The 22,528-nt window shown below is 60.9% G+C and carries 20 protein-coding genes and 1 tRNA gene; 13 read left to right on the forward strand and 8 right to left on the reverse strand.

The window, feature by feature from the left end; translation table 11 throughout:
• The first annotated feature begins 1 nt into the window (after position 1).
• Positions 2-1,042: a peptidoglycan DD-metalloendopeptidase family protein gene (locus tag OKC29_RS17165; RefSeq protein ID WP_083557431.1), complete on the forward strand. Its 1,041-nt coding sequence runs from the start codon at positions 2-4 to the stop codon at positions 1,040-1,042.
• A gap of 47 nt (positions 1,043-1,089) precedes the next feature.
• Positions 1,090-2,073: an RNA polymerase sigma factor RpoS gene (rpoS, locus tag OKC29_RS17170; RefSeq protein ID WP_011704778.1), complete on the forward strand. Its 984-nt coding sequence runs from the start codon at positions 1,090-1,092 to the stop codon at positions 2,071-2,073.
• Positions 2,074-2,157: 84 nt separating this feature from the next.
• On the opposite strand, the gene tsaD is transcribed toward rpoS, so the two are convergent.
• Complete coding sequence (gene tsaD, locus OKC29_RS17175; RefSeq protein WP_024946180.1) at positions 2,158-3,171, reverse strand: tRNA (adenosine(37)-N6)-threonylcarbamoyltransferase complex transferase subunit TsaD; 1,014 nt, start codon at positions 3,169-3,171, stop codon at positions 2,158-2,160.
• A 179-nt stretch (positions 3,172-3,350) separates the two neighbouring features.
• On the opposite strand from tsaD, the gene rpsU reads away from it, so the two are divergent.
• From rpsU to OKC29_RS17200, 5 genes are all read left to right on the forward strand, one after another.
• Positions 3,351-3,566 (forward strand): 30S ribosomal protein S21, encoded by a 216-nt coding sequence (gene rpsU / locus OKC29_RS17180; protein ID WP_005309452.1) that lies wholly within the window; start codon positions 3,351-3,353, stop codon positions 3,564-3,566.
• Positions 3,567-3,581: 15 nt separating this feature from the next.
• Positions 3,582-4,025, forward strand: a complete 444-nt coding sequence (locus tag OKC29_RS17185; RefSeq protein WP_016349543.1) for a GatB/YqeY domain-containing protein — start codon at positions 3,582-3,584, stop codon at positions 4,023-4,025.
• Positions 4,026-4,113: 88 nt separating this feature from the next.
• On the forward strand, positions 4,114-5,901 hold the full coding sequence (gene dnaG, locus OKC29_RS17190; protein ID WP_073348936.1) for a DNA primase: 1,788 nt from the start codon (positions 4,114-4,116) through the stop codon (positions 5,899-5,901).
• A 183-nt stretch (positions 5,902-6,084) separates the two neighbouring features.
• Entirely contained in the window at positions 6,085-7,980 is a 1,896-nt protein-coding gene (rpoD, locus tag OKC29_RS17195; protein ID WP_263642045.1) for an RNA polymerase sigma factor RpoD, read from the forward strand.
• A gap of 194 nt (positions 7,981-8,174) precedes the next feature.
• A tRNA-Ile gene (locus OKC29_RS17200) sits at positions 8,175-8,251 on the forward strand.
• A gap of 445 nt (positions 8,252-8,696) precedes the next feature.
• On the opposite strand, the gene OKC29_RS17205 is transcribed toward OKC29_RS17200, so the two are convergent.
• From OKC29_RS17205 to purH, 5 genes are all read right to left on the reverse strand, one after another.
• On the reverse strand, positions 8,697-11,273 hold the full coding sequence (locus OKC29_RS17205; protein WP_073348938.1) for an alpha amylase C-terminal domain-containing protein: 2,577 nt from the start codon (positions 11,271-11,273) through the stop codon (positions 8,697-8,699).
• A 274-nt stretch (positions 11,274-11,547) separates the two neighbouring features.
• Positions 11,548-12,102: a cytochrome b/b6 domain-containing protein gene (locus tag OKC29_RS17210; protein ID WP_073348939.1), complete on the reverse strand. Its 555-nt coding sequence runs from the start codon at positions 12,100-12,102 to the stop codon at positions 11,548-11,550.
• A complete protein-coding gene (locus tag OKC29_RS17215) occupies positions 12,083-12,457 on the reverse strand; it encodes a cytochrome b562 (protein ID WP_011704785.1) in 375 nt (124 codons plus the stop codon). Before OKC29_RS17215 ends, OKC29_RS17210 begins: the two co-directional genes overlap by 20 nt.
• 263 nt (positions 12,458-12,720) lie before the next feature.
• Positions 12,721-14,010 (reverse strand): phosphoribosylamine--glycine ligase, encoded by a 1,290-nt coding sequence (gene purD, locus OKC29_RS17220; protein ID WP_073348940.1) that lies wholly within the window; start codon positions 14,008-14,010, stop codon positions 12,721-12,723.
• Positions 14,011-14,120: 110 nt separating this feature from the next.
• On the reverse strand, positions 14,121-15,713 hold the full coding sequence (gene purH / locus OKC29_RS17225; protein WP_073348941.1) for a bifunctional phosphoribosylaminoimidazolecarboxamide formyltransferase/IMP cyclohydrolase: 1,593 nt from the start codon (positions 15,711-15,713) through the stop codon (positions 14,121-14,123).
• A 411-nt stretch (positions 15,714-16,124) separates the two neighbouring features.
• Here purH and zntR point away from each other — a divergent pair, with 411 nt between their 5' ends.
• From zntR to OKC29_RS17240, 3 genes are all read left to right on the forward strand, one after another.
• Positions 16,125-16,562: a Zn(2+)-responsive transcriptional regulator gene (zntR, locus tag OKC29_RS17230; protein ID WP_073348942.1), complete on the forward strand. Its 438-nt coding sequence runs from the start codon at positions 16,125-16,127 to the stop codon at positions 16,560-16,562.
• Positions 16,552-17,088, forward strand: coding sequence for a dihydrofolate reductase family protein (locus tag OKC29_RS17235; RefSeq protein WP_073348943.1), 537 nt, complete (start codon positions 16,552-16,554; stop codon positions 17,086-17,088). The genes zntR and OKC29_RS17235 overlap by 11 nt, the downstream gene beginning before the upstream one ends.
• A gap of 127 nt (positions 17,089-17,215) precedes the next feature.
• On the forward strand, positions 17,216-17,434 hold the full coding sequence (locus OKC29_RS17240; RefSeq protein ID WP_017410628.1) for an alternative ribosome-rescue factor A: 219 nt from the start codon (positions 17,216-17,218) through the stop codon (positions 17,432-17,434).
• A 116-nt stretch (positions 17,435-17,550) separates the two neighbouring features.
• On the opposite strand, the gene hemW is transcribed toward OKC29_RS17240, so the two are convergent.
• On the reverse strand, positions 17,551-18,696 hold the full coding sequence (gene hemW / locus OKC29_RS17245) for a radical SAM family heme chaperone HemW (protein ID WP_073348944.1): 1,146 nt from the start codon (positions 18,694-18,696) through the stop codon (positions 17,551-17,553).
• Positions 18,697-18,830: 134 nt separating this feature from the next.
• Positions 18,831-19,427 carry an XTP/dITP diphosphatase gene (locus tag OKC29_RS17250; RefSeq protein WP_011704791.1) on the reverse strand — a complete coding sequence of 199 codons (597 nt, stop codon included), beginning with the start codon at positions 19,425-19,427 and terminating at the stop codon, positions 18,831-18,833.
• Positions 19,428-19,649: 222 nt separating this feature from the next.
• On the opposite strand from OKC29_RS17250, the gene OKC29_RS17255 reads away from it, so the two are divergent.
• The 3 genes from OKC29_RS17255 (at position 19,650) to OKC29_RS17265 (ending at position 22,526) form a co-directional block, all read left to right on the forward strand.
• A complete protein-coding gene (locus tag OKC29_RS17255) occupies positions 19,650-20,813 on the forward strand; it encodes a multidrug effflux MFS transporter (RefSeq protein ID WP_029302372.1) in 1,164 nt (387 codons plus the stop codon).
• Positions 20,814-20,921: 108 nt separating this feature from the next.
• On the forward strand, positions 20,922-21,971 hold the full coding sequence (locus OKC29_RS17260; protein WP_073348945.1) for an oxidoreductase: 1,050 nt from the start codon (positions 20,922-20,924) through the stop codon (positions 21,969-21,971).
• Positions 21,972-22,280: 309 nt separating this feature from the next.
• On the forward strand, positions 22,281-22,526 hold the full coding sequence (locus tag OKC29_RS17265; RefSeq protein WP_005309486.1) for a hypothetical protein: 246 nt from the start codon (positions 22,281-22,283) through the stop codon (positions 22,524-22,526).
• The last annotated feature ends 2 nt before the right edge of the window (positions 22,527-22,528 follow it).

Here is a 22,528-nt window from a genome sequence, read left to right on the forward strand (position 1 = left end):
TATGCGTTCGCGTGTTTGGCAAGGAAGCAGTGTCGTCGTGTTGTCATGGCTGCTGCTCGCTTGCTCTTCCAGTAAGACTGCTGCTCCGGTACAAGGATTGGGCAATGATGGTCTCGTCTCTACCATTCCGGCTCGCCAGATGGCGGCCCAGCCCGCCATTCAGGGCAACAGCTACACGGTGAAAAAAGGGGACACCCTCTACTCCATCGCCTTCAATTCGGGCAATGACGTGCCCTCGCTGGCCAATCTCAACGGCATCAGCCCCCCCTACAACATCTATCCGGGTCAACAGATCCGGCTCGATGCCTCCGGCAGCACCATGGCCGTTGCGCGCAGTGCAGGTACCTATCAGGTCCGTCCAGGGGATACGCTGAGCAGCATTGGCCGCCAGTTTGGCATGTCGAATCAGACACTGGCACAAAGCAACAATCTGCAGGCACCCTTTGCCCTCCAGGTCGGGCAGGTGCTGAATGTGCAGTCCACCAGCAGCGGCAGTGGCCAGATGGTGGCGGCGACGCGCCCGGTGGTGACCCAGAGCTCCGGCCCCAAACCCCTGGCGCCAGCGACCTCAGGTACGACCACTCCATTTATCAAACAGAAAACGATTGCTCAGCCATCTTCAAAAGAATACGCTCAGGTAAAAGAACAAAAATCAGACAATTCCTACAGCAAGCTATCTTGGCACTGGCCTACCAAGGGTCGGATCGTCGAAGGTTTCTCTGTTGCAGAACAGGGTAACAAGGGCATAGATATCGCCGGTCAGAAGGGGCAACCCATCTACGCGGCGAGCGGCGGCAAGGTCGTCTATGCCGGTAGCGCACTGAGGGGTTATGGCAAGCTGATCATTCTCAAACATGATGATGACTACCTTTCTGCTTACGCCCACAACGACGAGTTGCGAGTGAAGGAAGGGGACAGCGTCAAAGGCGGATCAGTCATTGCCAACATGGGTAGCACGGACGCGCCGGATGTGCGATTGCACTTTGAAATCCGGTACAGAGGCAAGTCGATTAACCCGATGAGCCATTTGCCAAAGCGTTAGACCCAGAGAGTTAAGTCTTACTCTGGTGCCGGTCAGGGAGACACGCCATGAGCCAAGAACAACTGGTTATGCAGGATGCAGAGTTAGAGTTCGACGAAGAGCTGGAGACCCACGAAGAGGAAGAGGTTCAGGAAGTCGCGGCCGAGGCCGAAGAGACGATTTCCGATGAACTGATGGCGCCTGAACTGAACAAGGTGATGGACGCCACCCAGCTCTATCTCGGGGAGATTGGCTTCTCCCCGCTGCTCACCGCCGAAGAAGAAGTCTATTACGCCCGTCGTGCCTTGCGAGGTGACAAAGCTGCCCGCAAGCGCATGATCGAGTCCAATTTGCGACTGGTGGTCAAGATCGCCCGTCGCTACAACAATCGCGGCCTGGTGCTGCTCGATCTTATCGAAGAGGGCAACCTCGGCCTCATCCGCGCAGTCGAGAAATTCGATCCCGAGCGCGGTTTCCGTTTCTCTACCTATGCCACCTGGTGGATCCGTCAGACCATAGAGCGGGCCATCATGAATCAGACCCGTACCATTCGTCTGCCCATTCATGTGGTCAAGGAGCTGAACGTCTATCTGCGCACCGCCCGCGAACTCTCCCATCGGCTCGATCATGAACCGACGGCGGAAGATATCGCCTTCGCGCTGGATCGCTCGGTAGACGATGTGAATCGCATGCTCAAGCTCAACGAGAAGATCACCTCGGTCGATACCCCCATCGGTGGCGATCGCGACAAGGCGCTGCTGGATGTGCTCTCCGACGAGCGCGGCATGGGGCCTGAGCTGGAGTCCCAGGATGACGACATGCGCGCCAGCATCGTGCACTGGCTGGAGGAGCTGAACCCCAAACAACGCGAGGTACTGGCCCGTCGCTTCGGTCTGCTCGGCTATGAGCCGGCGACACTGGAAGACGTGGGCGCCGAGATTGGGCTGACCCGCGAGCGGGTTCGCCAGATTCAGGTAGAAGGGCTGCGCCGCTTGCGGGAGATCCTGCTGGGGCAGGGGCTCTCCATCGAGGCGCTGTTCCGTACCAACTAAGGGTTGCTAGTGAGTGAAGATGCTTACCAAGCAAAACAAAAAGGGGCCAAAGGCCCCTTTTTCATGCTGACTGGATCCGCTGGATCAAACCGGATCCAGGGTGTCCAGCGGCCAGCGTGGTACAGCCTTGACTGCCAGTGGCTCGAACACCCCGGCTTTCAGGCGCTGCATACCGGCATAGGCGATCATGGCGCCATTGTCGGTGCAGTATTCGGTGCGCGGGTAGAACACTTCCCCCTTGAGGCTCTCCATCAACTCTGCCAGCTGGGCGCGCAGATGACGGTTGGCGCTGACGCCGCCGGCCACCACCAGGCGATTGAGGCCGGTCTCCTTCAAGGCACGGCGACACTTGATGGCCAGGGTGTCGACTACCGCGTCTTCAAACGCTCGGGCGATATCGGCGCGGGTCTGTTCATCATCACCGTTGGCGGCGATGGTGTTGGCGGCGAAGGTCTTGAGGCCGGAGAAGCTCATGTCGAGCCCGGGGCGGTCGGTCATGGGACGCGGGAAGGTGAAGCGCCCAGTGGTGCCCTTCTCGGCCAGCCGGGAGAGCAGGGGGCCACCTGGGTAATCCAATCCCATCAGCTTGGCCGTCTTGTCAAACGCCTCGCCGGCAGCATCATCGATCGACTCGCCCAGCAGTTGATAGCTGCCGATACCATCGACCCGAACCAGCATGGAGTGGCCGCCGGAGACCAGCAGCGCCACGAAGGGAAACTCGGGGGCTCGCTCTTCCAGCATGGGTGCCAGCAGGTGGCCTTCCATGTGGTGCACGGCAATGGCCGGCTTGTTCCAGGCCATCGCCAGCGAGCGGCCTATGGTGGCCCCCACCAGAATGGCGCCAACCAGGCCCGGACCTGCGGTGTAGGCTATGCCGTCGATGTCGTCCTTGCCCAGTCCCGCCTCTCGCAACGCGGCCTGGATCAAGGGGATCGTCTTGCGGACGTGATCCCGGCTGGCCAGCTCTGGAACAACGCCGCCGTAGTCCGCATGCAGCTTGACCTGGCTATACAACTGGTGGGAAAGGATCCCTTTTTGATCGTCGAAGATCGCGATCCCGGTTTCGTCACAGGATGTCTCTATGCCCAATACACGCATTGCTAAAAAATTTCACTGCTAAAATGAGACGGCTATGGTAACCTTCGCGGGTTTTTTAAACCAGAGCGATCTCTGCGGGTTTACTTTCATTCCCTGTCCAGAGTATAATTTCGCACCATTTTAAGACATGCTGATCGATTGAAGGTCAGCTAACAATTTATCACTGAGGTGAAAGGCACATGCCAGTAATCAAAGTCCGTGAAAATGAGCCGTTTGACGTTGCTCTGCGTCGCTTCAAGCGTTCTTGCGAAAAAGCCGGTATCCTGTCCGAAGTTCGTAGCCGTGAGTTCTACGAGAAGCCGACTACCATTCGCAAGCGTGCCAAAGCGTCTGCCGTTAAGCGTCACGCCAAGAAGCTGTCCCGCGAAAACGCACGTCGTATCCGCCTGTACTAATCAAGGGTTCATGCCGTGTCGCTGAAGGATCAACTCAAGGATCAACAAAAACTCGCCATGCTTGCCAAAGACAAGGCTCGCTTGGGAGCGATCCGTTTGTTGATGGCTGAAATCAAGCAACGTGAAGTTGATACCCGTGTCGAGCTCAATGATCAGGATATCCTCGCTGTGGTGACCAAAATGGTCAAACAGCGTCGTGATTCCATCAGTCAATTCGAAGCTGCCGGTCGCCAGGATCTTGCCGACAAAGAGTCCGCAGAGATCGTTGTGTTGCAGGAGTTCCTGCCGCAACAGCTGACCGCAGCCGAAATTGCCGCACTGATTGAGCAAGCCATCGCTGAAAGTGGTGCTGCCGTCATGGCTGACATGGGCAAAGTCATGGCTGTCTTGAAGCCGAAAATTCAGGGGCGTGCCGATGTAGGCGCCGTCAGTGCTCAGGTGAAAACCCGCTTGGCGTAACAGGCAACTCTCTTGTTTGGTGAAAGAAGCCGTGCTTCCCTGGGAATGCGCGGCTTTTTTATTTTCTATGCAATGAAACAGGACGGTTATGGCAGGCAGGATCCCACAATCCTTCATCGATGATCTGCTCGTACGCACCGATATAGTCGAGTTGATCGACTCGCGGGTGCGGCTGAAGAAAGCTGGTAAGAACTACCAGGCTTGCTGCCCTTTTCATAACGAAAAAAGCCCCTCTTTTACTGTCAGTCAGGAGAAGCAGTTCTATCACTGCTTCGGTTGCGGTGCTCACGGCAATGCCATCGGCTTTGTCATGGAGTATGACGGGCTCGAATTTCCCGATGCCATTGAGGAACTTGCCAGCCTGCATGGCATGCAGGTCCCCCGTGAGCAGACAGCAGGTGGGTCGAGCAGCAGCCAACCAGCGGTCAGCAAGGATCTGTTCGAGCTGATGAACCAGATCGCCCGTTTCTACGAGAGCAATCTCAAGAACGCGCCGCAGGCGGTGGAATACCTGAAGGGGCGCGGTCTGACCGGTGAAGTGGTCAAGCGCTTCAACATTGGTTATGCCCCTGCCGATTGGGATCAGGTGCGTCGGCGCTTTGGCGCCAGCCGGGAGCACGAGCAGTTGCTCATCTCGGGCGGCATGTTGATCACTCGTGACAGCGGCCCCGGCAGCTATGATCGCTTTCGCGATCGCATCATGTTCCCGATCCGTGACAAGCGTGGCCGGGTCATCGGTTTCGGTGGCCGGGTGCTGGGGGAGGGGACGCCCAAATATCTGAACTCGCCGGAAACACCCATCTTCCACAAGGGACGGGAGTTATTCGGCCTTTACGAGGTCAAGCAGGCACACAAGGATCCGCGCCGGATCCTGGTGGTGGAAGGTTATATGGATGTGGTGGCGCTCGGCCAGTACGAGATCGATTATGCGGTGGCGGCGTTGGGCACCGCGACCACCAGCGACCATATCCACACCCTGTTTCGCACCACGGCCGAGGTCGTCTGTTGCTACGACGGCGACAACGCCGGTCGGGAAGCGGCCTGGCGGGCGCTGGACAACGCGCTCTCCCACCTGCAGGACGGCCGTGAACTCAAGTTCGTGTTTCTGCCGGATGGGGAGGATCCTGACTCGCTGGTGCGCCAGATCGGCAAGGAGGGGTTCGAAGCTCTGCTCGACCAGGCCCAGCCGTTCGCTGACTTCATGTTTGAGCGCCTCGGGCGCGATGCGGCACTTTCCGGTGAGGCTGGCAAGTTCGAAGTGGCCAACAAGGCCGCCGAGCTGATCCGGCGAGTCCCGGAAGGGTTCACGCGTGAGGGGCTGATCACCCGCCTCTCCAGCATGATGCGTTGGGGCGAGAACAAGCAGCGGATCGCCGAACTGTTTGCCCGCAACAGCCAGCCGAAGGCCGAGGTCAACAAACCCAAGGCAGCCAAGCTGACGCCGCTGCGCCGGGCATTGGCACTGATGGTACAGTATCCGGCGATCACGGCCGAGCTGCCGGCCATGCCTGAACTGGCCGGACTGCGCCTGCAGGGCATCAGATTCCTGCTGCAGCTGCATCAACAGATCCTGACTCAGCCCGGGGTCACGACGGGCATCCTGCTGGAGCACTGGCGTGGTACGAAAGAGGGAGAGATCCTGGCGCAACTGGCAATGCACGATCTGTTTGAAGAGGTAAAACTCGACCAGGAGCCGGATATTCTGGGAGAATTGCAGGATACTTTCGTCGGTTTCATCAACCTGTTCCTGAAGCAGCGCATCGAGGAATTGCAGGCCAAGGTGGCGCAGGAAGGGCTAAGCTCTGAGGAAACTCAGGAGCTGATGATGCTGATCAGAGAGGTGCAAATTGAGAAAAGAAATGAGAGTGGGGCTTGATATTTGAGTGATTAACCCCAATATGAATACCGTTGCCCGAATCGACGGGATTAAAAGCAAACATTTTATAACCGCCTGGCCCCGACAATACTGCGGGCAGGGGTTTCTCATGACCGACGCCGCAACCAGACATAGCATGTCTGGCGGTTTTCTATTAGAATTGGCTATTTGCGCAGCAGCGCACTGTACGCGCAACCTAGCAACACCAACCGGATGAGTTCTATGGAGCAAACCCCGCAGTCTCAGCTTAAACTCCTCGTTGCCAAAGGTAAAGAACAGGGCTACCTGACCTATGCCGAGGTGAACGATCACCTCCCGCAAGACATTGTCGACTCTGACCAGATCGAAGACATCATCCAGATGATCAACGACATGGGCATCCAAGTAGTGGAAAACGCCCCGGATGCCGATGACCTTATCATGGCTGAAGGTGGTACCGCCGATGAGGACGCTGCCGAAGCAGCGGCCCAGGCACTGGCATCTGTTGAATCCGAGATTGGTCGTACGACCGATCCCGTCCGCATGTACATGCGGGAAATGGGTACCGTCGAACTGTTGACTCGCGAAGGCGAAATCGACATCGCCAAGCGCATCGAAGACGGTATCAACCAGGTACAAAGCTCCGTTGCCGAGTACCCGGAAGCGATTACCTATCTGCTTGAGCAGTACGACAAATACGAAGCGGAACAGCTGCGTCTGTCCGACATCATTTCCGGCTTCATCGATCCCAACGAGACCGATGATGTCGCACCGACCGCCACTCACATCGGCTCCGAGCTCAGCGAAGAAGATCTGGCTGACGAAGATGAAGACGAAGATGAAGACGAAGACGGTGATGGTGATGACTCCGACGATGATGGCGACGGTGGTCCGGATCCGGAAGTCGCTCGCGAGAAATTCGGTGATCTGCGCGCCCAGTACGAAGTAACTCGTCTCTCCATTCAGCAGAATGGTCGTGCGCACGAAGATACTCAGGCTGCGATTGCCCAGCTGGCCGATGTATTCCGTCAATTCCGCCTGATGCCCAAGCAGTTCGATCGCCTGGTCAACAACATGCGCGAGATGATGGAGCGAGTCCGCGTGCAGGAACGCATCATCATGAAACTCTGCGTTGAGCAGGCCAAGATGCCGAAGAAGACCTTCGTCGCGGCCTTCACCAACAACGAGTGCGAAACCGCCTGGTTTGAATACCAGAAGCAGGCCGGCAAGGCCTGGTCACCGCGTCTGGTCGAGATGGACGAAGATGTGCTGCGCGCCATTGGCAAGCTGCAGCAGATCGAGGAAGAGACCGGTCTGTCCATCGCCCAGATCAAGGACATCAACCGTCGCATGAGCATCGGTGAGGCCAAGGCCCGCCGCGCCAAGAAAGAGATGGTCGAGGCCAACCTGCGTCTGGTTATCTCCATCGCCAAGAAGTACACCAACCGTGGTCTGCAGTTCCTGGATCTGATCCAGGAGGGCAACATCGGTCTGATGAAGGCGGTAGACAAGTTTGAATACCGCCGTGGCTATAAGTTCTCGACCTATGCGACCTGGTGGATCCGTCAGGCTATTACCCGCTCCATCGCGGATCAGGCCCGTACCATCCGTATCCCGGTACACATGATCGAGACCATCAACAAGCTCAACCGTATCTCCCGTCAGATGCTGCAGGAGATGGGTCGTGAACCGAACCCGGAAGAGCTGGCCATGCGCATGGGCATGCCGGAAGACAAGATCCGCAAGGTATTGAAGATCGCCAAAGAGCCCATCTCCATGGAGACGCCCATCGGTGATGATGAAGATTCCCACTTGGGCGACTTCATCGAAGATACCACCCTGGCTCTGCCAGCGGATGCCGCTACCAGCGAGAGCCTGCGCAACGCGACCCGCGAAGTGCTGGCCGGCCTGACCGCCCGTGAGGCCAAGGTACTGCGGATGCGCTTCGGTATCGACATGAACACTGACCACACCCTCGAGGAAGTGGGCAAGCAGTTCGACGTTACCCGTGAGCGTATTCGTCAGATCGAAGCCAAGGCGCTGCGCAAGCTGCGCCACCCGAGCCGCTCCGAAGTACTGCGCAGCTTCCTGGACGAGTAATCCCGGACGGGCCAACCCGTGACCGCTGCCAAAAAGCCCCGCCATGCGGGGCTTTGTTTTATCCGTGGTGACGGGGGCGTGAAGATGAGTCACGGAACCGCTTGAATATGGATGAAATCTCGCCAAGTGGTTGATATGCCTATGGACGGGGTATCCGCCATCCCCTATAATCCACGCCGCAAACCAGTATCAATGGCCCCTTAGCTCAGTTGGTCAGAGCAGTCGACTCATAATCGATTGGTCGTGGGTTCAAGTCCCCCAGGGGCCACCATTTTCAGACAAAGCCGCTCTCTTGAGCGGCTTTGTCGTTTCTGCCGTTCACCGGTGCCGGCTCTCAGGCATGCGCTCCATAGTACGATCTATAGAGCAGCACAAACAGCCAGAACTGGGCAAGGTTTCGCGCAGTGAGGCATCGCAGAGCCTTGCTGTGGCGGCCTTCTGAACGAGGAAGGGATAGCCTTAGCCTCTCGTCCGAGCCTGCCGGGCAGGTTGGTCATGTGATCATGCTGTTCGGCTTGTGCGCGATGGGCTGCTCGCGCCTTTTCTTGGCGTTGAGGGATGGCATGGTTTGGGATGTGCCTGGGCATGGTACCAGGTCATCAGCCTGCTGAGCGGCCGGTTGGACGCGGTGGCATGACGCAATAGAAAAGGCCTCCCGCCGATGGTGGGAAGCCTGGTTCAGTGCTTCAGGGTCTGGTGACCGAGCGTATTGAGCCTTACTGGGCGTTCAGGCTGTAGGCCAGCGTCTGGTCGTTGAAGCGCACCACATAGACACCGACCACAGCCGTGGTGATGTCGGCGCCGGCCAGCTCGGCCACACCGTCCTTGTTGGTGTCGCCATAGTTCTGGGTCCAGTCGCCCTTGACGTCGAACTTGAAGCGCTGACCACCGTTGCCATCGCCGCTACCGGTGAAGGTGATGCTGGCCTGCCAGAGGTGATCGCCTACCAGCGACATGGGGGTGGGCCCCCAGTTGTTGGTGGTGCCGCGAATGTTCAGGCTGGCGAAGTTCTTCGCGTAGCCGACGCTGACCGGGGTCAGGCTGTATTGCAGGGTCTGATCGTTGAAGCGTACCCGATACTGGCCGGTGACCGAGGTCAGGATGTCACTGCCGGCCAGTTCGGCCACTCCATCCTTGTTGGTGTCACCATAGTTCTTGCTCCAGTCCCCCTTGACGTCGAACTTGAAGCGCTGGTTTGCCTGACCATCGAAGGTGACCAGGGCTTCCCACTGATTGTCGGCGACCAGCGTCATGGCAAGGGAGCCCCAGGCATTGGGAGTGCCGCGGAAATTCAGGGTAGGCAGCACGCTGGCGTAGGTGCCGTTGTCGTCGGTGACGGTCACGGTAGCGCTGGCACTGGCGGTCAACCCTTCGGCATCGGTCACGGTGACCGTCACGGTATGGGTACCCGGGGTATCGAACCGGACCGTCTCCGTGGCGGCGCTGCCGCCGCTGGACCAGCTGTAGCTCACCACGCCCCCGTCGTCGCGGGAGGCGGAGGCATCGAACACCACGCTCTCCCCCGCCTTGACGCTGAGGGTCTTGGGCGAGAGGGCGGCCACCGGCGCCTGGTTGCTGGTGAGGGGGGTGACCGTGTAACGCAGATCGCTTTCGTTCAGGGTGATGCGGTAGCTGCCCGCTCCGCTGACCAAAATGTCCTTGCTGCTGCCCTTGTCGGCGATGCCATCCCCTTCGTTGTCGCCGTAGTTTTCGGCCCAGTTGCCGAAGACGTCGAACTTGAAGCGCTGGGCGCCGGTGGCGTCACCGTTGCCGGTCAGGGTGAGGGTGGCTGACCAGACACGGTTGGCATCGACGGTCATGGGGGTATTGCCCCAGGCGTTGTGGGTTCCGCGCAGGTTCATGCTGCTGAACTTGGTGCCCGGCAGGGCGGAACCACCGCAGGGGCTGGCCTTGGTGCAACCGGCGATGATGGCGGCCGCCTTCATGCCGGGCACATTCAGGCTGGCTTTGCCACTGCCGTCGACGGTGACATAACCGCCGCTGCAGTAGTCATTGCCGCCCAAGAGGTTGCAGTACTCACCGGCCGGCAGCGCAGTCTGCAGCGAGGCCACCAGACTGCCGCTCTCGTTGTTGATGGCGACGAAGCCCTTGTCACCGCGGCCGAAGGCGATCTGGTTGTTGCCGTTGTCCCACCAGTTACTGACCGGCTGGCCTTCGGTCCGGTTGTGGAACAGGGCCATGTTCATGATGGTCGGCCGGCGCTGTTCGCAGTTCCACTGGCTGTCCGTGCAAGGTGTGCTGCTTGGTGCCCCCTTGTCGGTTTCATAGGTGCTCATGTTTTCGAAGCGATAGCCCGACATCACCTGCTTCCAGCCATAGGGCCAGGCCATCATGAAGGTGTTGGCCAGATCGTAGCGAGCACCGCTCATGAAGGTGAGCATGCCGCCCCCGCCGTGGCCGCGTTCGCGGTCGTGGTTGACCACGAAGACGAAGGCCTTAGCGGAGGGGAGGAGGCCCCAGCTCTCGCCCAGGGTCTTGAGGTTCTTGAGCTGGCCGTTGAAGTTGGCGGCGAGATCGGTGCCGTATTTGAAGTCGGTGACGGTGTCGATATAGGTGTAGCGCCCGGGCTGGATGTCGGGAGACTCCCCGCCTGCGCCGATCACTTCCAGGTAGGCTTTGGGGCTGCCCGCCTTGTCGAGGATGGCCTTCACGTCGCTCGGAGCCATGTGCTTGGCCGCATCGATACGAAAGCCCGCCACGCCCCAGCCGAGCAGGGTCTTCATGTAGGTGGCGATCTGATCCTGCACGTAGGGAGAGCCGGTATTGAGGTCCGGCATGCCGTAGAGGGCGCCATTCCAGACGTTGTTGCTGTCGCCGTAGTTGGTGATGTCGCCGCTGTGGTGGAAGTCGTTGTAGCCGAACTGGGGATACTGGTACTGCCCCGCGTTGTAGCTGCCGCCACCGGTGGCGGTGCCTGAGCCCGATGCCAGCTGGTTGAAGACGGCGTCGGCATAGACTTTGACCCCGGCTGCGTTGCAGCGGGCGATCATGCTTCTGAGTTCCGCCTCGCTACCGCCGAAGCTGTTGAAATTCTTGAAACTGACGGGTTGATAGACGGTCCACCAGACCTGGCTGCCCTGCTTGTGCTCGGCCGGCGGGGTGATCTGGACGCCCCCGAACCCCTTGGGTCCGAGCACGGTTTCGCACTCGTTGGCGATGTCGTTGAATTTCCATTGGAACAGGTGAACCATGACGCCTTCGGCGGTGGCATTGTGGCTGAAAGAGCCGAGTGCCGCCGTCAGCAGGGCGGTTCGAAGCAGTGTGCTGTGCATGACGATTTTCCCTTCGATCTTGTTATTGACATATCACTGTCGTGTAGTCGAACGGACAACGAACAACCTCGTTCAGCTCAGTAGCATTCATGAAATCGCAGTGGTTGAAAATCGAACAGTCTGAATTAATTAAGAAATGTGAATGAAAATGCTTTCATGGCCCCTAGCGATGCAGGTGACGAAAGAGAGGGCAAGAGCCGGGGACAGGCGGGTAGTGTGGGATCAGGGGAGTGGCAGAGCAATGAACAGGGGCCCGGCAGGGCCCCATGAGTATTCAGGCGTCGGATTCCTGCGGCAAGGCCCGGGCCTTGTCACGGCGCCTTGGCAACATGCGCTTCACCAGATTGCTGCGCTGGCGCCAGGAGGTGAAGAGGATGGCCAGCAGGTGCAGCGCTATCATGCTCTGCAGGGCCCAGGTACACCAGACGTGCCAGTCGTCCGCTCCCAGCTCGAACCCCATCTCGGTATTCTGGAACCAGCCGGTACCGGCGGTGGCCAGGATCAGCAGCCAGAGCGTCCAGACCGCCAGCTTGCCGCTGCCGTGGTGACCAGGGGCCGGTGGCGTGCGCTCGCGCAGCTCCACCGCTTGCTGGCGAAAATCTTCCCGGCTTGGGATGAGGGCTCGCAACCGGGCATGGCCCTTGGCAAACGAGAGCCCCCACGCCAGGCGCAGGCTGATCAGGGCGATGGCCAGGTAACCCAGCCGCTCGTGCCACTCCTCGCCCGCCTCGTTGAGCCAGAGGTTGCCGATACAGATGGCCGCCACACCCCAGTGGGTGAGGCGGACCAGACTATCCCAGTGGAAGGGATCAGCCTTTTTGCTTGGCATATTTGTGGTACTCCTTCTTCAGGTCGTTGACCTTGGCCAGGTGCTCGCGTGCCTTGGCTTCGTCACCCGCCTTGAGGGCGGCCAGGCTGGCATCCAGCTCGGTCTGCACTTCGTTCATGCCTTCCAGGAACTTCTCTTTCTTGGCGGCCGGCATGTTCTTCTGCTTGGCGATGTCGAACTGCGCCTTCATCTCGTTGATGTATTTTTCCATGGTGGCGGCATCGTCGGCCTTGACCGCCTGCTTGTAGTTGAAGCCGATCTTCTTCATCGGCTGTTCCAGCTCACCGGCCATGGCGGGCAGGGTCATCAGGCCAAACATCAGGGGCAGCAACAGGGGGCGAACAGTTTTCAACATGGGATTTCCTTATTTAAACGACATGCTTATCGATTCTATGTGGCTTCTTATGAACCCTTATTCGGATTCATCACAGGCATGATGCCATGACAGTGCGTGAACTGTTTGTGAATATTGCTGTTTTTTGTCACAAAGGTAACAGGGAAGGGGGAGATGTAAGGGAGTTGCTGAGCCAAGCGAACCAGGCCATTCGAGCCATCTGCCGGGCTGCGCGACCGCGAGATAACACCAGATGAAGAGAGGGCCCTTGCGGGCCCTGTTGATTACTGCTGCTGTTCACGCTCGATGGCGCGCCAGCCGATGTCATGGCGGTAGAAGACGCCGTCCCACTTGATGCGACCCGCCAGCTGATAGGCCCGCTTTTGCGCCTCGGCCACGCTGTGACCGAGGGCAGTGGCGCACAGCACACGGCCACCGGCGGTCACCACGGTATCGCCTTCCAGCTGCGAGCCGGCGTGGAATACCTTCTCGCCGCTCGCCTCTTCCACCGGCAGGCCGCTGATGGGCTTGCCCTGCTGGTAGTCGCAGGGGTAGCCGCCCGCCGCCAGCACCACACCGATGGCGACGCGGGGGTCATAGATGGCTTCGACCTGATCCAGCTTGCCGGCACAGGCCGCCAGGCAGAGCTCCACCAGATCGGAGCGCATGCGCAGCATGATGGGCTGGGTCTCGGGATCACCGAAGCGGCAGTTGAACTCGATCACCTTGGGGTTGCCCTGGCCGTCGATCATCAGACCGGCGTAGAGGAAACCGGTGTAGACGTTGCCCTCGGCCGCCATGCCGCGCACGGTCGGCATGATCACCTGCTCCATCACCTTGCGGTGCACGTCGGCCGTGACCACGGGGGCGGGGGAGTAGGCGCCCATGCCGCCGGTGTTGAGGCCGGTATCGCCATCACCCACCCGCTTGTGATCCTGGCTGGTGGCCATCGGCAGCACGTGCTCGCCGTCCACCATGACGATGAAGCTTGCCTCTTCCCCGTCCAGAAACTCCTCGATCACCACCCGGGCCCCGGCGTCGCCAAAGGCGTTGCCGGAGAGCATGTCGCGTACCGCCTCTTCCGCCTCGCTCAGGGTCATGGCAACGATGACCCCCTTGCCGGCAGCCAGGCCGTCAGCCTTGATGACGATGGGGGCGCCCTTCTCGCGCAGGTAGGCCAGCGCCGGCTCCACCTCGGTGAAGTTCTGGTACTCGGCAGTCGGGATGGCGTGGCGGGCCAGAAAATCCTTGGCAAACGCCTTGGAGCCTTCCAGCTGGGCGGCGGCGGCGGTCGGGCCGAAGATGGCCAGTCCCTCGGCGCGGAACGCATCGACCACCCCTTTAACCAGCGGCGCTTCCGGCCCGACGATGGTCAGACCGATGCGCTGCTCCTTGGCAAACGCCAGCAGGGCCGGGATGTCGGTGGCGGAGATGGCCACGTTCTCGATGCTCCCTTCGTGGGCGGTGCCGGCATTGCCGGGGGCGACGAAGACCCGGGTCACCAGAGGGGATTGCTTGGCCTTCCAAGCCAGGGCGTGTTCACGGCCGCCGTTGCCAATGATCAGTACTTTCATCGTATCGCTCGCTTCTATTCGGGGTCACGGGCGGGCCTGGGGCCTGCGCCGGTGAAAATAGCCAGGTGAAAAGAGACAACAAAAGGGCCGCCGGCGGCGGCCCTGATCCATCAGTGACGGAAGTGGCGCATGTTGGTGAACAGCATGCACATGCCGTGTTCGTCGGCGGCGTCGATCACCTCCTGGTCGCGCATAGAGCCACCGGGCTGGATGACGCAGGAGATGCCGGCGGCCGCTGCGGCATCGATGCCGTCGCGGAACGGGAAGAAGGCATCGGAAGCCATGACGGAGCCCGCCACGATCAGCCCTTCATCCTCGGCCTTGATGCCGGCGATCTTGGCGGAGTAGACGCGGCTCATCTGGCCGGCGCCGACGCCGATGGTCTGGCCGTCTTTGGCATAGACGATGGCGTTGGATTTGACGAACTTGGCCACCTTCCAGCAGAACAGCAGGTCGTTCAGTTCGGCCTCGGTGGGCTGACGCTTGCTGACCACGGTCAGATCCCCGAGCGTCACCATGCCAAGGTCGCGCTCCTGCACCAGCAGCCCGCCGTTGACGCGCTTGAAGTCAAAGCCTTGCGCCGGTGCAGTCCACTGACCGCACTCGAGCAGTCGCACGTTCTGCTTGGCGGCGACCGCGTCGCGGGCCGCCTGGCTGACGGTGGGGGCGATGATCACCTCGACGAACTGACGCTCGACGATGGCCTTGGCGGTGGCGCCATCCAGTTCACGGTTGAAGGCGATGATGCCGCCAAACGCGGAGGTGGGGTCGGTCTGCCAGGCGCGCTCGTAGGCGCTCAGCAGGTCGCTGCCAATGGCCACGCCGCACGGATTGGCGTGCTTGACGATGACGCAGGCCGGCTGGTCGAACTCCTTGACGCACTCCAGCGCCGCATCGGTGTCGGCGATGTTGTTGTAGGAGAGGGCCTTGCCCTGCAGCTGGATGGCGCTTGCCACCGAACCCGGTGCGGCCTGCTCCTCGGCATAGAAGGCGGCAGCCTGGTGGCTGTTCTCGCCGTAGCGCATGTCCTGCTTCTTGATGAACTGGCTGTTGAAGGTGCGCGGGAAGCGGGACTCCTCGTCACCCTCCTTGTTGTCACCGTAGGAGGGAACCATGGTGCCGAAGTAGTTGGCAATCATGCCGTCGTAGGCGGCGGTGTGCTCGAAGGCGGCAATGGCCAGATCGAAACGGGTCGCCAGTTTCAGGCTGTTGCCGTTGCCATCCATCTCGCGGATGACGCGGTCATAGTCGGTGGCCTTGACCACGATGGCCACATCTTTGTGGTTCTTGGCGGCGGAGCGAACCATGGTCGGGCCGCCGATGTCGATGTTCTCGACCGCATCGGCCAGGGTACAACCTGGCTTGGCGACAGTTGCGGCGAAGGGATAAAGGTTGACCACGACCATGTCGATGGGGGAGATAGCGTGCTGGGCCATGATGGCGTCGTCTTGCTCGCGCCGGCCGAGAATGCCGCCGTGGACCTTGGGATGCAGGGTCTTGACCCGGCCATCCATCATTTCAGGGAATCCCGTGTAATCGGAGACCTCGGTCACCGGCAGACCGGCGTCGGCCAGCAGCTTGGCGGTACCGCCGGTGGAGAGCAGGGCCACGCCACGTTCGTTGAGTGCCTTGGCAAATTCCAGGATGCCAGTCTTGTCAGACACACTCAGCAGTGCACGGCGAATGGGTCGAGCTTGTTCCATCACACTATCGTCCTCAGCATAACGGGGACCGTTCCATGGGAGGCGAGGCTCAACACAGAGAGTCCCCAAATAAATGGAAGTGGGGGATTTCGCAAACCGCTCTCGCCTGAAAAACCTGCCGACAGGCAAAAGCGTTTTAGGAAATGCCCGCTTGACGCGACGCTCTCTTGTGGGCGCGTATTCTACACAAAAAATGTGACCCGTGGTGGATTTTTTAAAGTGACAAAGCCTTGTCTGGTGCGGTGTTAAACGTTTTCTGGTTGGTTTTTGTGAAACGTTTGTCTTTTCAGTCTCTTGATGGCAAAAGGGTGGCCGCGCCCTCTTTCCTGCTGCCGGCTGGCAATCGCCGGGCAAAGGGGCGATAGTGGGGGCCGGTTGTGGCTGTGTGGCAAATTCAACGGGAGAAAAGGCATGTATCGGATCGGGGAGCTGGCCAAGGCGTGCGGGGTGAAGGCGGATACCCTGCGTTTTTACGAGAAGAATGGTCTCATCTCGCCAGGCATTCGCAACGAGTCCGGCTATCGCCTCTATGGCGAGCAGGACAAGCGGCGGCTGGAGTTCATCATCCGCGCCAAGTCGGTGGGGTTCTCGCTGGCCGACATCGGCGAGCTGCTGGATCTCGATACCAACAAGGCCAAGGTCACCTGTCAGGAGGTGAAGGCGGTGGCCGACACCAAGCTCGAACAGGTGGAGCAGAAGATCGTCGAGCTGACCCGTTTTCGCGACAACCTGCGCGAGCTCTCCAACATCTGCTGCGGCGGTCCGCGCTCGGCGGAGCACTGCGCCATCCTGGAGACGCTGGAGTCCGGCACTCCCTCCCGTCATGAGCACCACGACCATGAGCACTGAGCTGCGCCGGCCCCGAGTATCCGCCTTTCTCGCCCTCTCCCTCGACGGCTTCATTGCCGGGGAGGGGGGCGATCTGGCCTGGCTTGAACCCTACAACGGCGACTCCCAGGAAGAGACCGGCTACAGCGCGCTGATGGCGAGCGCTGATACCCTGCTGATGGGGCGCAACAGCTACGACACTGTGCTCGGCTTTCCCGAGTGGTTTTATGGCGACAAGCCGGTGGTGGTATTGACCCACAGACCCGCCGCTCCCCGTGAGCATGTCTCCTTTCGGCAGGGGGTGCTGGCGCAGGTGCTGGACGAGCTGTGGCAGGCGGGCAGCCGCCATCTTTATCTGGATGGCGGCGAGGTGGTCAGGCAGGGACTGCAGGCCGCGCTGGTGGACGAGCTGATCCTGTTCTGGGTGCCGGTCACCCTGGGAGGCGGGGTACCGCTCTTTGCTGGGCCGCTGCCCGGCGCGCTGGTGCCGGTGTCGAGCACCGTACTGCCAAGCGGCCTGGTGCGGGTCGTCTATCAACCGGCCTGAGGAGCTTACCAGCCCCCTTGCAGGTGGGCCGAGAGAGGTGCACAATCGGCACGTTTTTTCGCCGCCTGCCCCGGATCCGTGGTGGCAGGGGCGATGGGCAAACACACAACTGCATCAAGGAGCCGACATGGCCAAGAAGAAGGTGACCCGGGTCACCACCGAGCCCGCCTGCGAACATCAGCGCGGCATCATTCAGGACAACCACCTCAAGGCACTGGTGACCTCTCCCCTGTTCCAGGCCCGGGTCGAACCGAGCAAGAAAGGCAAGGGCAGCTATCAGCGCAAGGCCAAGCACGGCAAGCGGTGGGAGCCCGGCCAACAGCAGATGGTACGCGTCTGTTGCTGAGCGGGTTCCTGCCGCAAGGCATCAGCTAACACAATCAGGGCGCCAATGGCGCCCTGATTGTTTCTCTATTCGCTGGTGCGGATTCACTCTCTTGCCGCAAGAGAGTGAATCCGCACTTACTCGTCCATAAAGAGCTCGAGCAGCACGTTGAGATAGCGATGGCCGAGGGACGTGAGCTGCCAGCTGTCGCCGAGATCTTCGATCAGCTCCTTGCTCTGGGCGATGGTCAGCATGGTCTCTACCCGTTCCAGCGGCAGCCCGGTATAGGCCTCGAACTCCGCCTTGGGGGCCGGTTCAAACAACCTGAACCGGTTCATGAAGTACTCGAGCGGCAGATCGTCCGCACTCACTTGCCACTGTTCGTCCAAATAGGGGCGGCTCGGGTCCAGATAACCTTTCGGGTGCTTCACCTTGGCGGTGCGCAGGATCTGCTGATTGGCGAGATCCGTCACCTTGCCGTGGGCGCCGCAGCCGATCCCCAGATAGTCGCCGAAGCGCCAGTAGTTGAGGTTGTGGTGACACTGGTAGCCCGCCTTGGCATAGGCCGAGATCTCGTACTGCTGATAGCCGTGGGCGGTGAGCATGGCGTGGCCCTGCTCGTAGATGTCCCACAGGGTGTCATCCTCCGGCAGGGTGGGCGGCTTGGAGGCAAACGCCGTGTTCGGCTCTATGGTGAGCTGATACCAGGAGAGGTGCGGCGGCGCGCAGTCGATGGCCTGCTGCAGATCCGAGAGTGCGTCCGCCAGGCTCTGATCCGGCAGGCCGTGCATCAGATCCAGGTTGAAGGTGGGCAGTTTGATGGCGTGAGCCAGTGCGGCGGCCTTGCGCGCCTCTTCCGGGCCGTGAATGCGGCCGAGCCGGGTCAGCTTCTCCTGCTGGAAACTCTGCACCCCGATGGAGATGCGGTTGATACCGGCCCGCTGGAAGCCGGCGAACTTGTCCGCCTCCACCGTGCCCGGGTTGGCCTCCATGGTGATCTCGCAGTCCGCGGTGAGTTCGATACGCGCACGCACCCCGTCCAGCAGCGCCTGCATGGCCTCGACGCTCAGCAGGCTCGGCGTGCCGCCACCGATAAAGATGGAGGAGAGGGGGCGCCCCTGGGCCCAGTGCAGGTCTTGCTCCAGATCCTCCAGCAGGGCGGCCACGTACTCGAGGTGGGGCAGCTCCCCCTTCTGGGCGTGGGAGTTGAAGTCGCAGTAGGGGCACTTTTGGACACACCAGGGCACGTGGATATAGAGGGAGAGGGGCGGCAGTTGCAGCATGGGGTTTCCAGTATTCAAAAAATCACCAGGGGTCGGGTTGCCCTTGTCGTCGATGACAACGGGCCGGGGCGCCGCGAATGAAACGGGGGCCGACGGCCCCCATTGTAGATGACAACGCGGCGGGAGACAGCGCTTTAGTTGACCGCCGCCAGGGCCGCTTTGAGCTTGGCCAGCGCCTGGCCGCGATGGCTGAGCTGGTTCTTGAGCTCGGCCGGCATCTGGGCCGAGGTGCAGTCGTGGTCGGGCACGAAGAACACCGGATCATAGCCAAAGCCGTGCTGGCCGCGCGGCTCGTCGATGATCATTCCTTCCCAGCTGGCCTGGCAGATGATGGGGGTGGGATCGTCGGCGTGGCGCATGTAGACCAGCACACACCAGAAACGGGCGCTCTTGAGATACTCGGGGGCCCCTTTCAGCTCGCCCAGCAGCTTGTCGATGTTGTCCTTGTCGCTGGCACCCTCACCGGCAAAGCGGGCGGAGTAGACGCCGGGACGGCCGTGCAGCAGATCCACTTCCAGGCCGGAGTCGTCGGCAACCGCTGGCAGGCCTGTGATGCGGGCAGCGTGGCGGGCCTTGATGATGGCATTCTCGACGAAGGTGGTGCCGGTCTCTTCGGCATCGGAGACCGCAAACTCGCTCTGTGGGATCACCTGGATCTTCATATCGGCCAGCATGGCGGCCAATTCCTTCACCTTTTTCTGGTTCCCTGTTGCCAGGACAAGCTTGTTCATCGAGCACCTCCGCAAAAATAATCTGCGCATTCTATGCGGGGCTGGCGCCCAGGAAAAGCGCCAATTGCCCTGGATCACCCTCGCCGGGGTCATGGCAAGATGCGGATAAAATGAATGTTTCCTGAATGGAATAACAGAAGTGATTAAATACCATTTCAATTCATTACTGTGAGCCAGTAGACTCGCGCCCCAATCTATTTTCCCCATGCCACGAGGTGACTGATGCCATTGATTCTTTTGCTTGTCCTACTGGTGCTGTTCAGTCCGCTGGCCATCGACATCTACCTGCCCGCCATCCCGCAGATGGCCGAGCAGCTGGGGGCCGAGGTGACTCTGATGCAGGGCACCATCACCTGGTTCCTGTTCAGCATGGGACTGGGGCAACTGCTGGTGGGGCCGCTGGCCGATCGCTACGGCCGCAAGCCCATCGCCCTGGGCGGCGTGCTGCTCTACGGTCTGAGCGCCCTGGGTGCCGGCTTTGCCGCAAGCCTTGGCGAGCTGATGCTGGCGCGGGTGCTGCAGGGTTTTGGCGCCTGTGCCACCTCGGTGGCCGCCTTCTCGGTGGTGCGTGACAGTTATGGCCCCAAGAAGAGCGGTCAGATGATCTCCTACCTGAACGGTGCCATCTGCTTTATTCCGGCGCTGGCCCCCTTGCTCGGTGGCTGGCTCACCGCCAAGGCGGGCTGGTCGGCCAACTTCTGGTTTATGGCCGGTTATGCGGTCATCGTCGGTAGCTGGCTGCTGTGGCGGATGCCGGAGACCCGCCCGGAAGAGACCAGCAGCAGCGGCCCGCTCATCAGCTGGTCGCGCTACAGCCCGGTACTGCGCTCCCCGAGCTTCCTGTTCAACGCGACGCTGTGCATGCTGGCGATGGCGGTGATCCTGGCCTATGTCACTGCGGCGCCGGTGCAGCTGATGGTGAAGCTGGGGCTGGACATGAGCGGCTTCAGCTACTGGTTCACCGCCAACGCGGCACTCAACATCCTGGCCTGCTTCCTGGCGCCCCGTTTCATCGCCAGAGTGGGGCCAAGACGCACCCTGCGCATCGGCCTGCTGGTGCTGCTGCTCTCCGCCATCGCCTTGACCCTGGCCATGCACATCGAGCATCCGCTGGCCATGATGGGCCCGGTGTTCCTCTCCAGCATCGGCTTTGCCATGATCCTGGGCGCGGCCGCCGGCATGGCGTTGGCGCCGTTCGGCCACTGCGCCGGCACCGCCGCCGCCTTGCTCGGTCTGTTCCAGATGAGCGGATCAGGCGCGCTGGTGGGCTTCATCGGCATGCTGATGCACGATCCGCTCAGCCAGCTGGCGCTGCACATGTGGCTGTTGCTGCCCCCCCTGCTGATGCTGATGACCCGCCAGGGCCGGCGCTTGTGTTTGCAATAAATCCTGTGCTCTGATGGGCACACTCAGGGGGCCTTGGGCCCCCTTCTCTATTTGGCAGGCAAGGGTTTGCCTGCGCCCCGTGACACAGCTACCCGTGGAGAAAACCGGATGAGCCACACAATCAATGCCGCCCTGGTGGGCTACGGCTTTGCAGGCCAAACCTTTCACGCCCCGTTTCTGACCAGCACGCCCGGGCTCTCCCTCGGCTGGGTGGTGAGCCGCGATGCCGCCAAGGTGCAGAGCGAGCTGCCCGGCTGCCGGGTCGGTTCGCTGGCCGAGGTGCTGGCGGACCCGTCGGTCGATCTGATGGTGATCGCCACCCCCAACGACACCCATGCCCCCATCGCCCGTGAGGCCCTGCTGGCCGGCAAGCACGTGGTGATCGACAAGCCGTTCGCCCTGGATCTGGCCGAGGCGAAGGCGCTGGTCGAGCTGGCGGAGAAGCAGCAGCGGCTGCTGAGCATCTTCCACAACCGGCGCTGGGACGGTGACTTTCTCACCGTACGCCGCCTGCTGGCGGAAGGAGCGCTCGGTCAGGTTGCCCAGTTCGAATCCCACTTCGATCGCTATCGTCCCGAGGTGCGCCAGCGCTGGCGCGAGGCGGGCGGTCCGGGTTCCGGCCTCTGGTTCGATCTCGGCCCCCACATCCTCGATCAGTCGCTCCAGCTGTTCGGTCAGCCGGACTGGCTGCAGGCGGATCTGGCCCAGCAGCGCCCCGCTGCCCTGGCGGATGACTACTTCCACGTGGTGCTCGGCTATGGCGAGATGCGGGTCGTGCTGCACGGCAGCTGCCTGGTGTCGGCCACCATGCCGCGGTTTGTCATCCACGGCAGCGAGGGCTCCTTCATCAAGTTCGGCATGGATGTGCAGGAGGAGCAGCTCAAGCTCGGCAAGCGGCCGCCGGCGGCAGACTGGGGAGTGGACAACGAACCCGGCCAGCTCAGCCGGATCCGCGACGGTCAGCTGCAGCAGCAGAGCGTGGCCGGCGAGGCGGGGGACTACGGCGCCTACTATCGCGGCGTCTGCGCCGCCATCCGTGGGGAGGGGGCGAACCCGGTGCCGGCCGGCGAGGCGCTGGCGGTGATGGCGCTGCTGGACCTGGCTCGCGACAGCGCCCGCGAGGGTAAGCGGCTGGCTTGTCAGATCCTGTCTGATTGAGGCGCAGTCCGCGCGTGGTTGCCGGCACAATGCAATAGCCGTTTATTGCCAGCAACCACGGGGCCTGTGGCGTTTTATTGTACAAAACTGCGCCGTTTACAGTGTTTTGTATTAATGTTTGTCGTTGTAGTAGTTCTTTTCATCCATCCAACGAGAAAATATCATTGTGATACTCGTTTTCATTGGGCGCGTATGGGGATATATTTCGCGCGCCTCTTGGCTCCCGGCATATGGGTTTTTCACCGGGTGAAAGGACGCACTGTGATGGTTGTACCAACCATCTCTCCATATTTTTCTGAGGGTATGCACATGAACAAAGTACTGGTAGCCGGTATCCTGGGTCTGATGTTGACCGCTTGTGGTCAGAAAGAAGAAGCCGCCGCTCCGGCCGCTACTCCGGCCGCCGACGTTGCTGCAACTGTTGAGAAAGCTGCTAGCGAAGCCACCTCTACCGTAGAGAAGGCTGCTTCCGAAGCGACTGCAACCGTTGAGAAGGCTGCCGCTGACGTAGCCACCAAGGCAGAAGCCGCAGTGAGCGATGCCAAGGCCAACTAAGC

Origin of the sequence: Aeromonas sp. QDB34 (assembly GCF_027705405.1) — a bacterium.
Lineage (GTDB): Bacteria > Pseudomonadota > Gammaproteobacteria > Enterobacterales > Aeromonadaceae > Aeromonas > Aeromonas hydrophila.

Bases quoted from the DNA above. Each gene is read 5' to 3' on its own strand.
- rpoS (WP_011704778.1), top strand. From the start codon at position 1,090: ATGAGCCAAGAACAACTGGTTATGCAGGATGCAGAGTTAGAGTTCGAC.
- purH (WP_073348941.1), bottom strand. From the start codon at position 15,713: ATGGAACAAGCTCGACCCATTCGCCGTGCACTGCTGAGTGTGTCTGAC.
- tsaD (WP_024946180.1), bottom strand. From the start codon at position 3,171: ATGCGTGTATTGGGCATAGAGACATCCTGTGACGAAACCGGGATCGCG.
- purD (WP_073348940.1), bottom strand. From the start codon at position 14,010: ATGAAAGTACTGATCATTGGCAACGGCGGCCGTGAACACGCCCTGGCT.
- OKC29_RS17165 (WP_083557431.1), top strand. From the start codon at position 2: ATGCGTTCGCGTGTTTGGCAAGGAAGCAGTGTCGTCGTGTTGTCATGG.
- zntR (WP_073348942.1), top strand. From the start codon at position 16,125: ATGTATCGGATCGGGGAGCTGGCCAAGGCGTGCGGGGTGAAGGCGGAT.
- OKC29_RS17260 (WP_073348945.1), top strand. From the start codon at position 20,922: ATGAGCCACACAATCAATGCCGCCCTGGTGGGCTACGGCTTTGCAGGC.
- rpsU (WP_005309452.1), top strand. From the start codon at position 3,351: ATGCCAGTAATCAAAGTCCGTGAAAATGAGCCGTTTGACGTTGCTCTG.
- dnaG (WP_073348936.1), top strand. From the start codon at position 4,114: ATGGCAGGCAGGATCCCACAATCCTTCATCGATGATCTGCTCGTACGC.
- OKC29_RS17235 (WP_073348943.1), top strand. From the start codon at position 16,552: ATGAGCACTGAGCTGCGCCGGCCCCGAGTATCCGCCTTTCTCGCCCTC.
- OKC29_RS17215 (WP_011704785.1), bottom strand. From the start codon at position 12,457: ATGTTGAAAACTGTTCGCCCCCTGTTGCTGCCCCTGATGTTTGGCCTG.
- OKC29_RS17255 (WP_029302372.1), top strand. From the start codon at position 19,650: ATGCCATTGATTCTTTTGCTTGTCCTACTGGTGCTGTTCAGTCCGCTG.
- OKC29_RS17210 (WP_073348939.1), bottom strand. From the start codon at position 12,102: ATGCCAAGCAAAAAGGCTGATCCCTTCCACTGGGATAGTCTGGTCCGC.
- OKC29_RS17250 (WP_011704791.1), bottom strand. From the start codon at position 19,427: ATGAACAAGCTTGTCCTGGCAACAGGGAACCAGAAAAAGGTGAAGGAA.
- OKC29_RS17265 (WP_005309486.1), top strand. From the start codon at position 22,281: ATGAACAAAGTACTGGTAGCCGGTATCCTGGGTCTGATGTTGACCGCT.
- hemW (WP_073348944.1), bottom strand. From the start codon at position 18,696: ATGCTGCAACTGCCGCCCCTCTCCCTCTATATCCACGTGCCCTGGTGT.
- OKC29_RS17240 (WP_017410628.1), top strand. From the start codon at position 17,216: ATGGCCAAGAAGAAGGTGACCCGGGTCACCACCGAGCCCGCCTGCGAA.
- OKC29_RS17205 (WP_073348938.1), bottom strand. From the start codon at position 11,273: ATGCACAGCACACTGCTTCGAACCGCCCTGCTGACGGCGGCACTCGGC.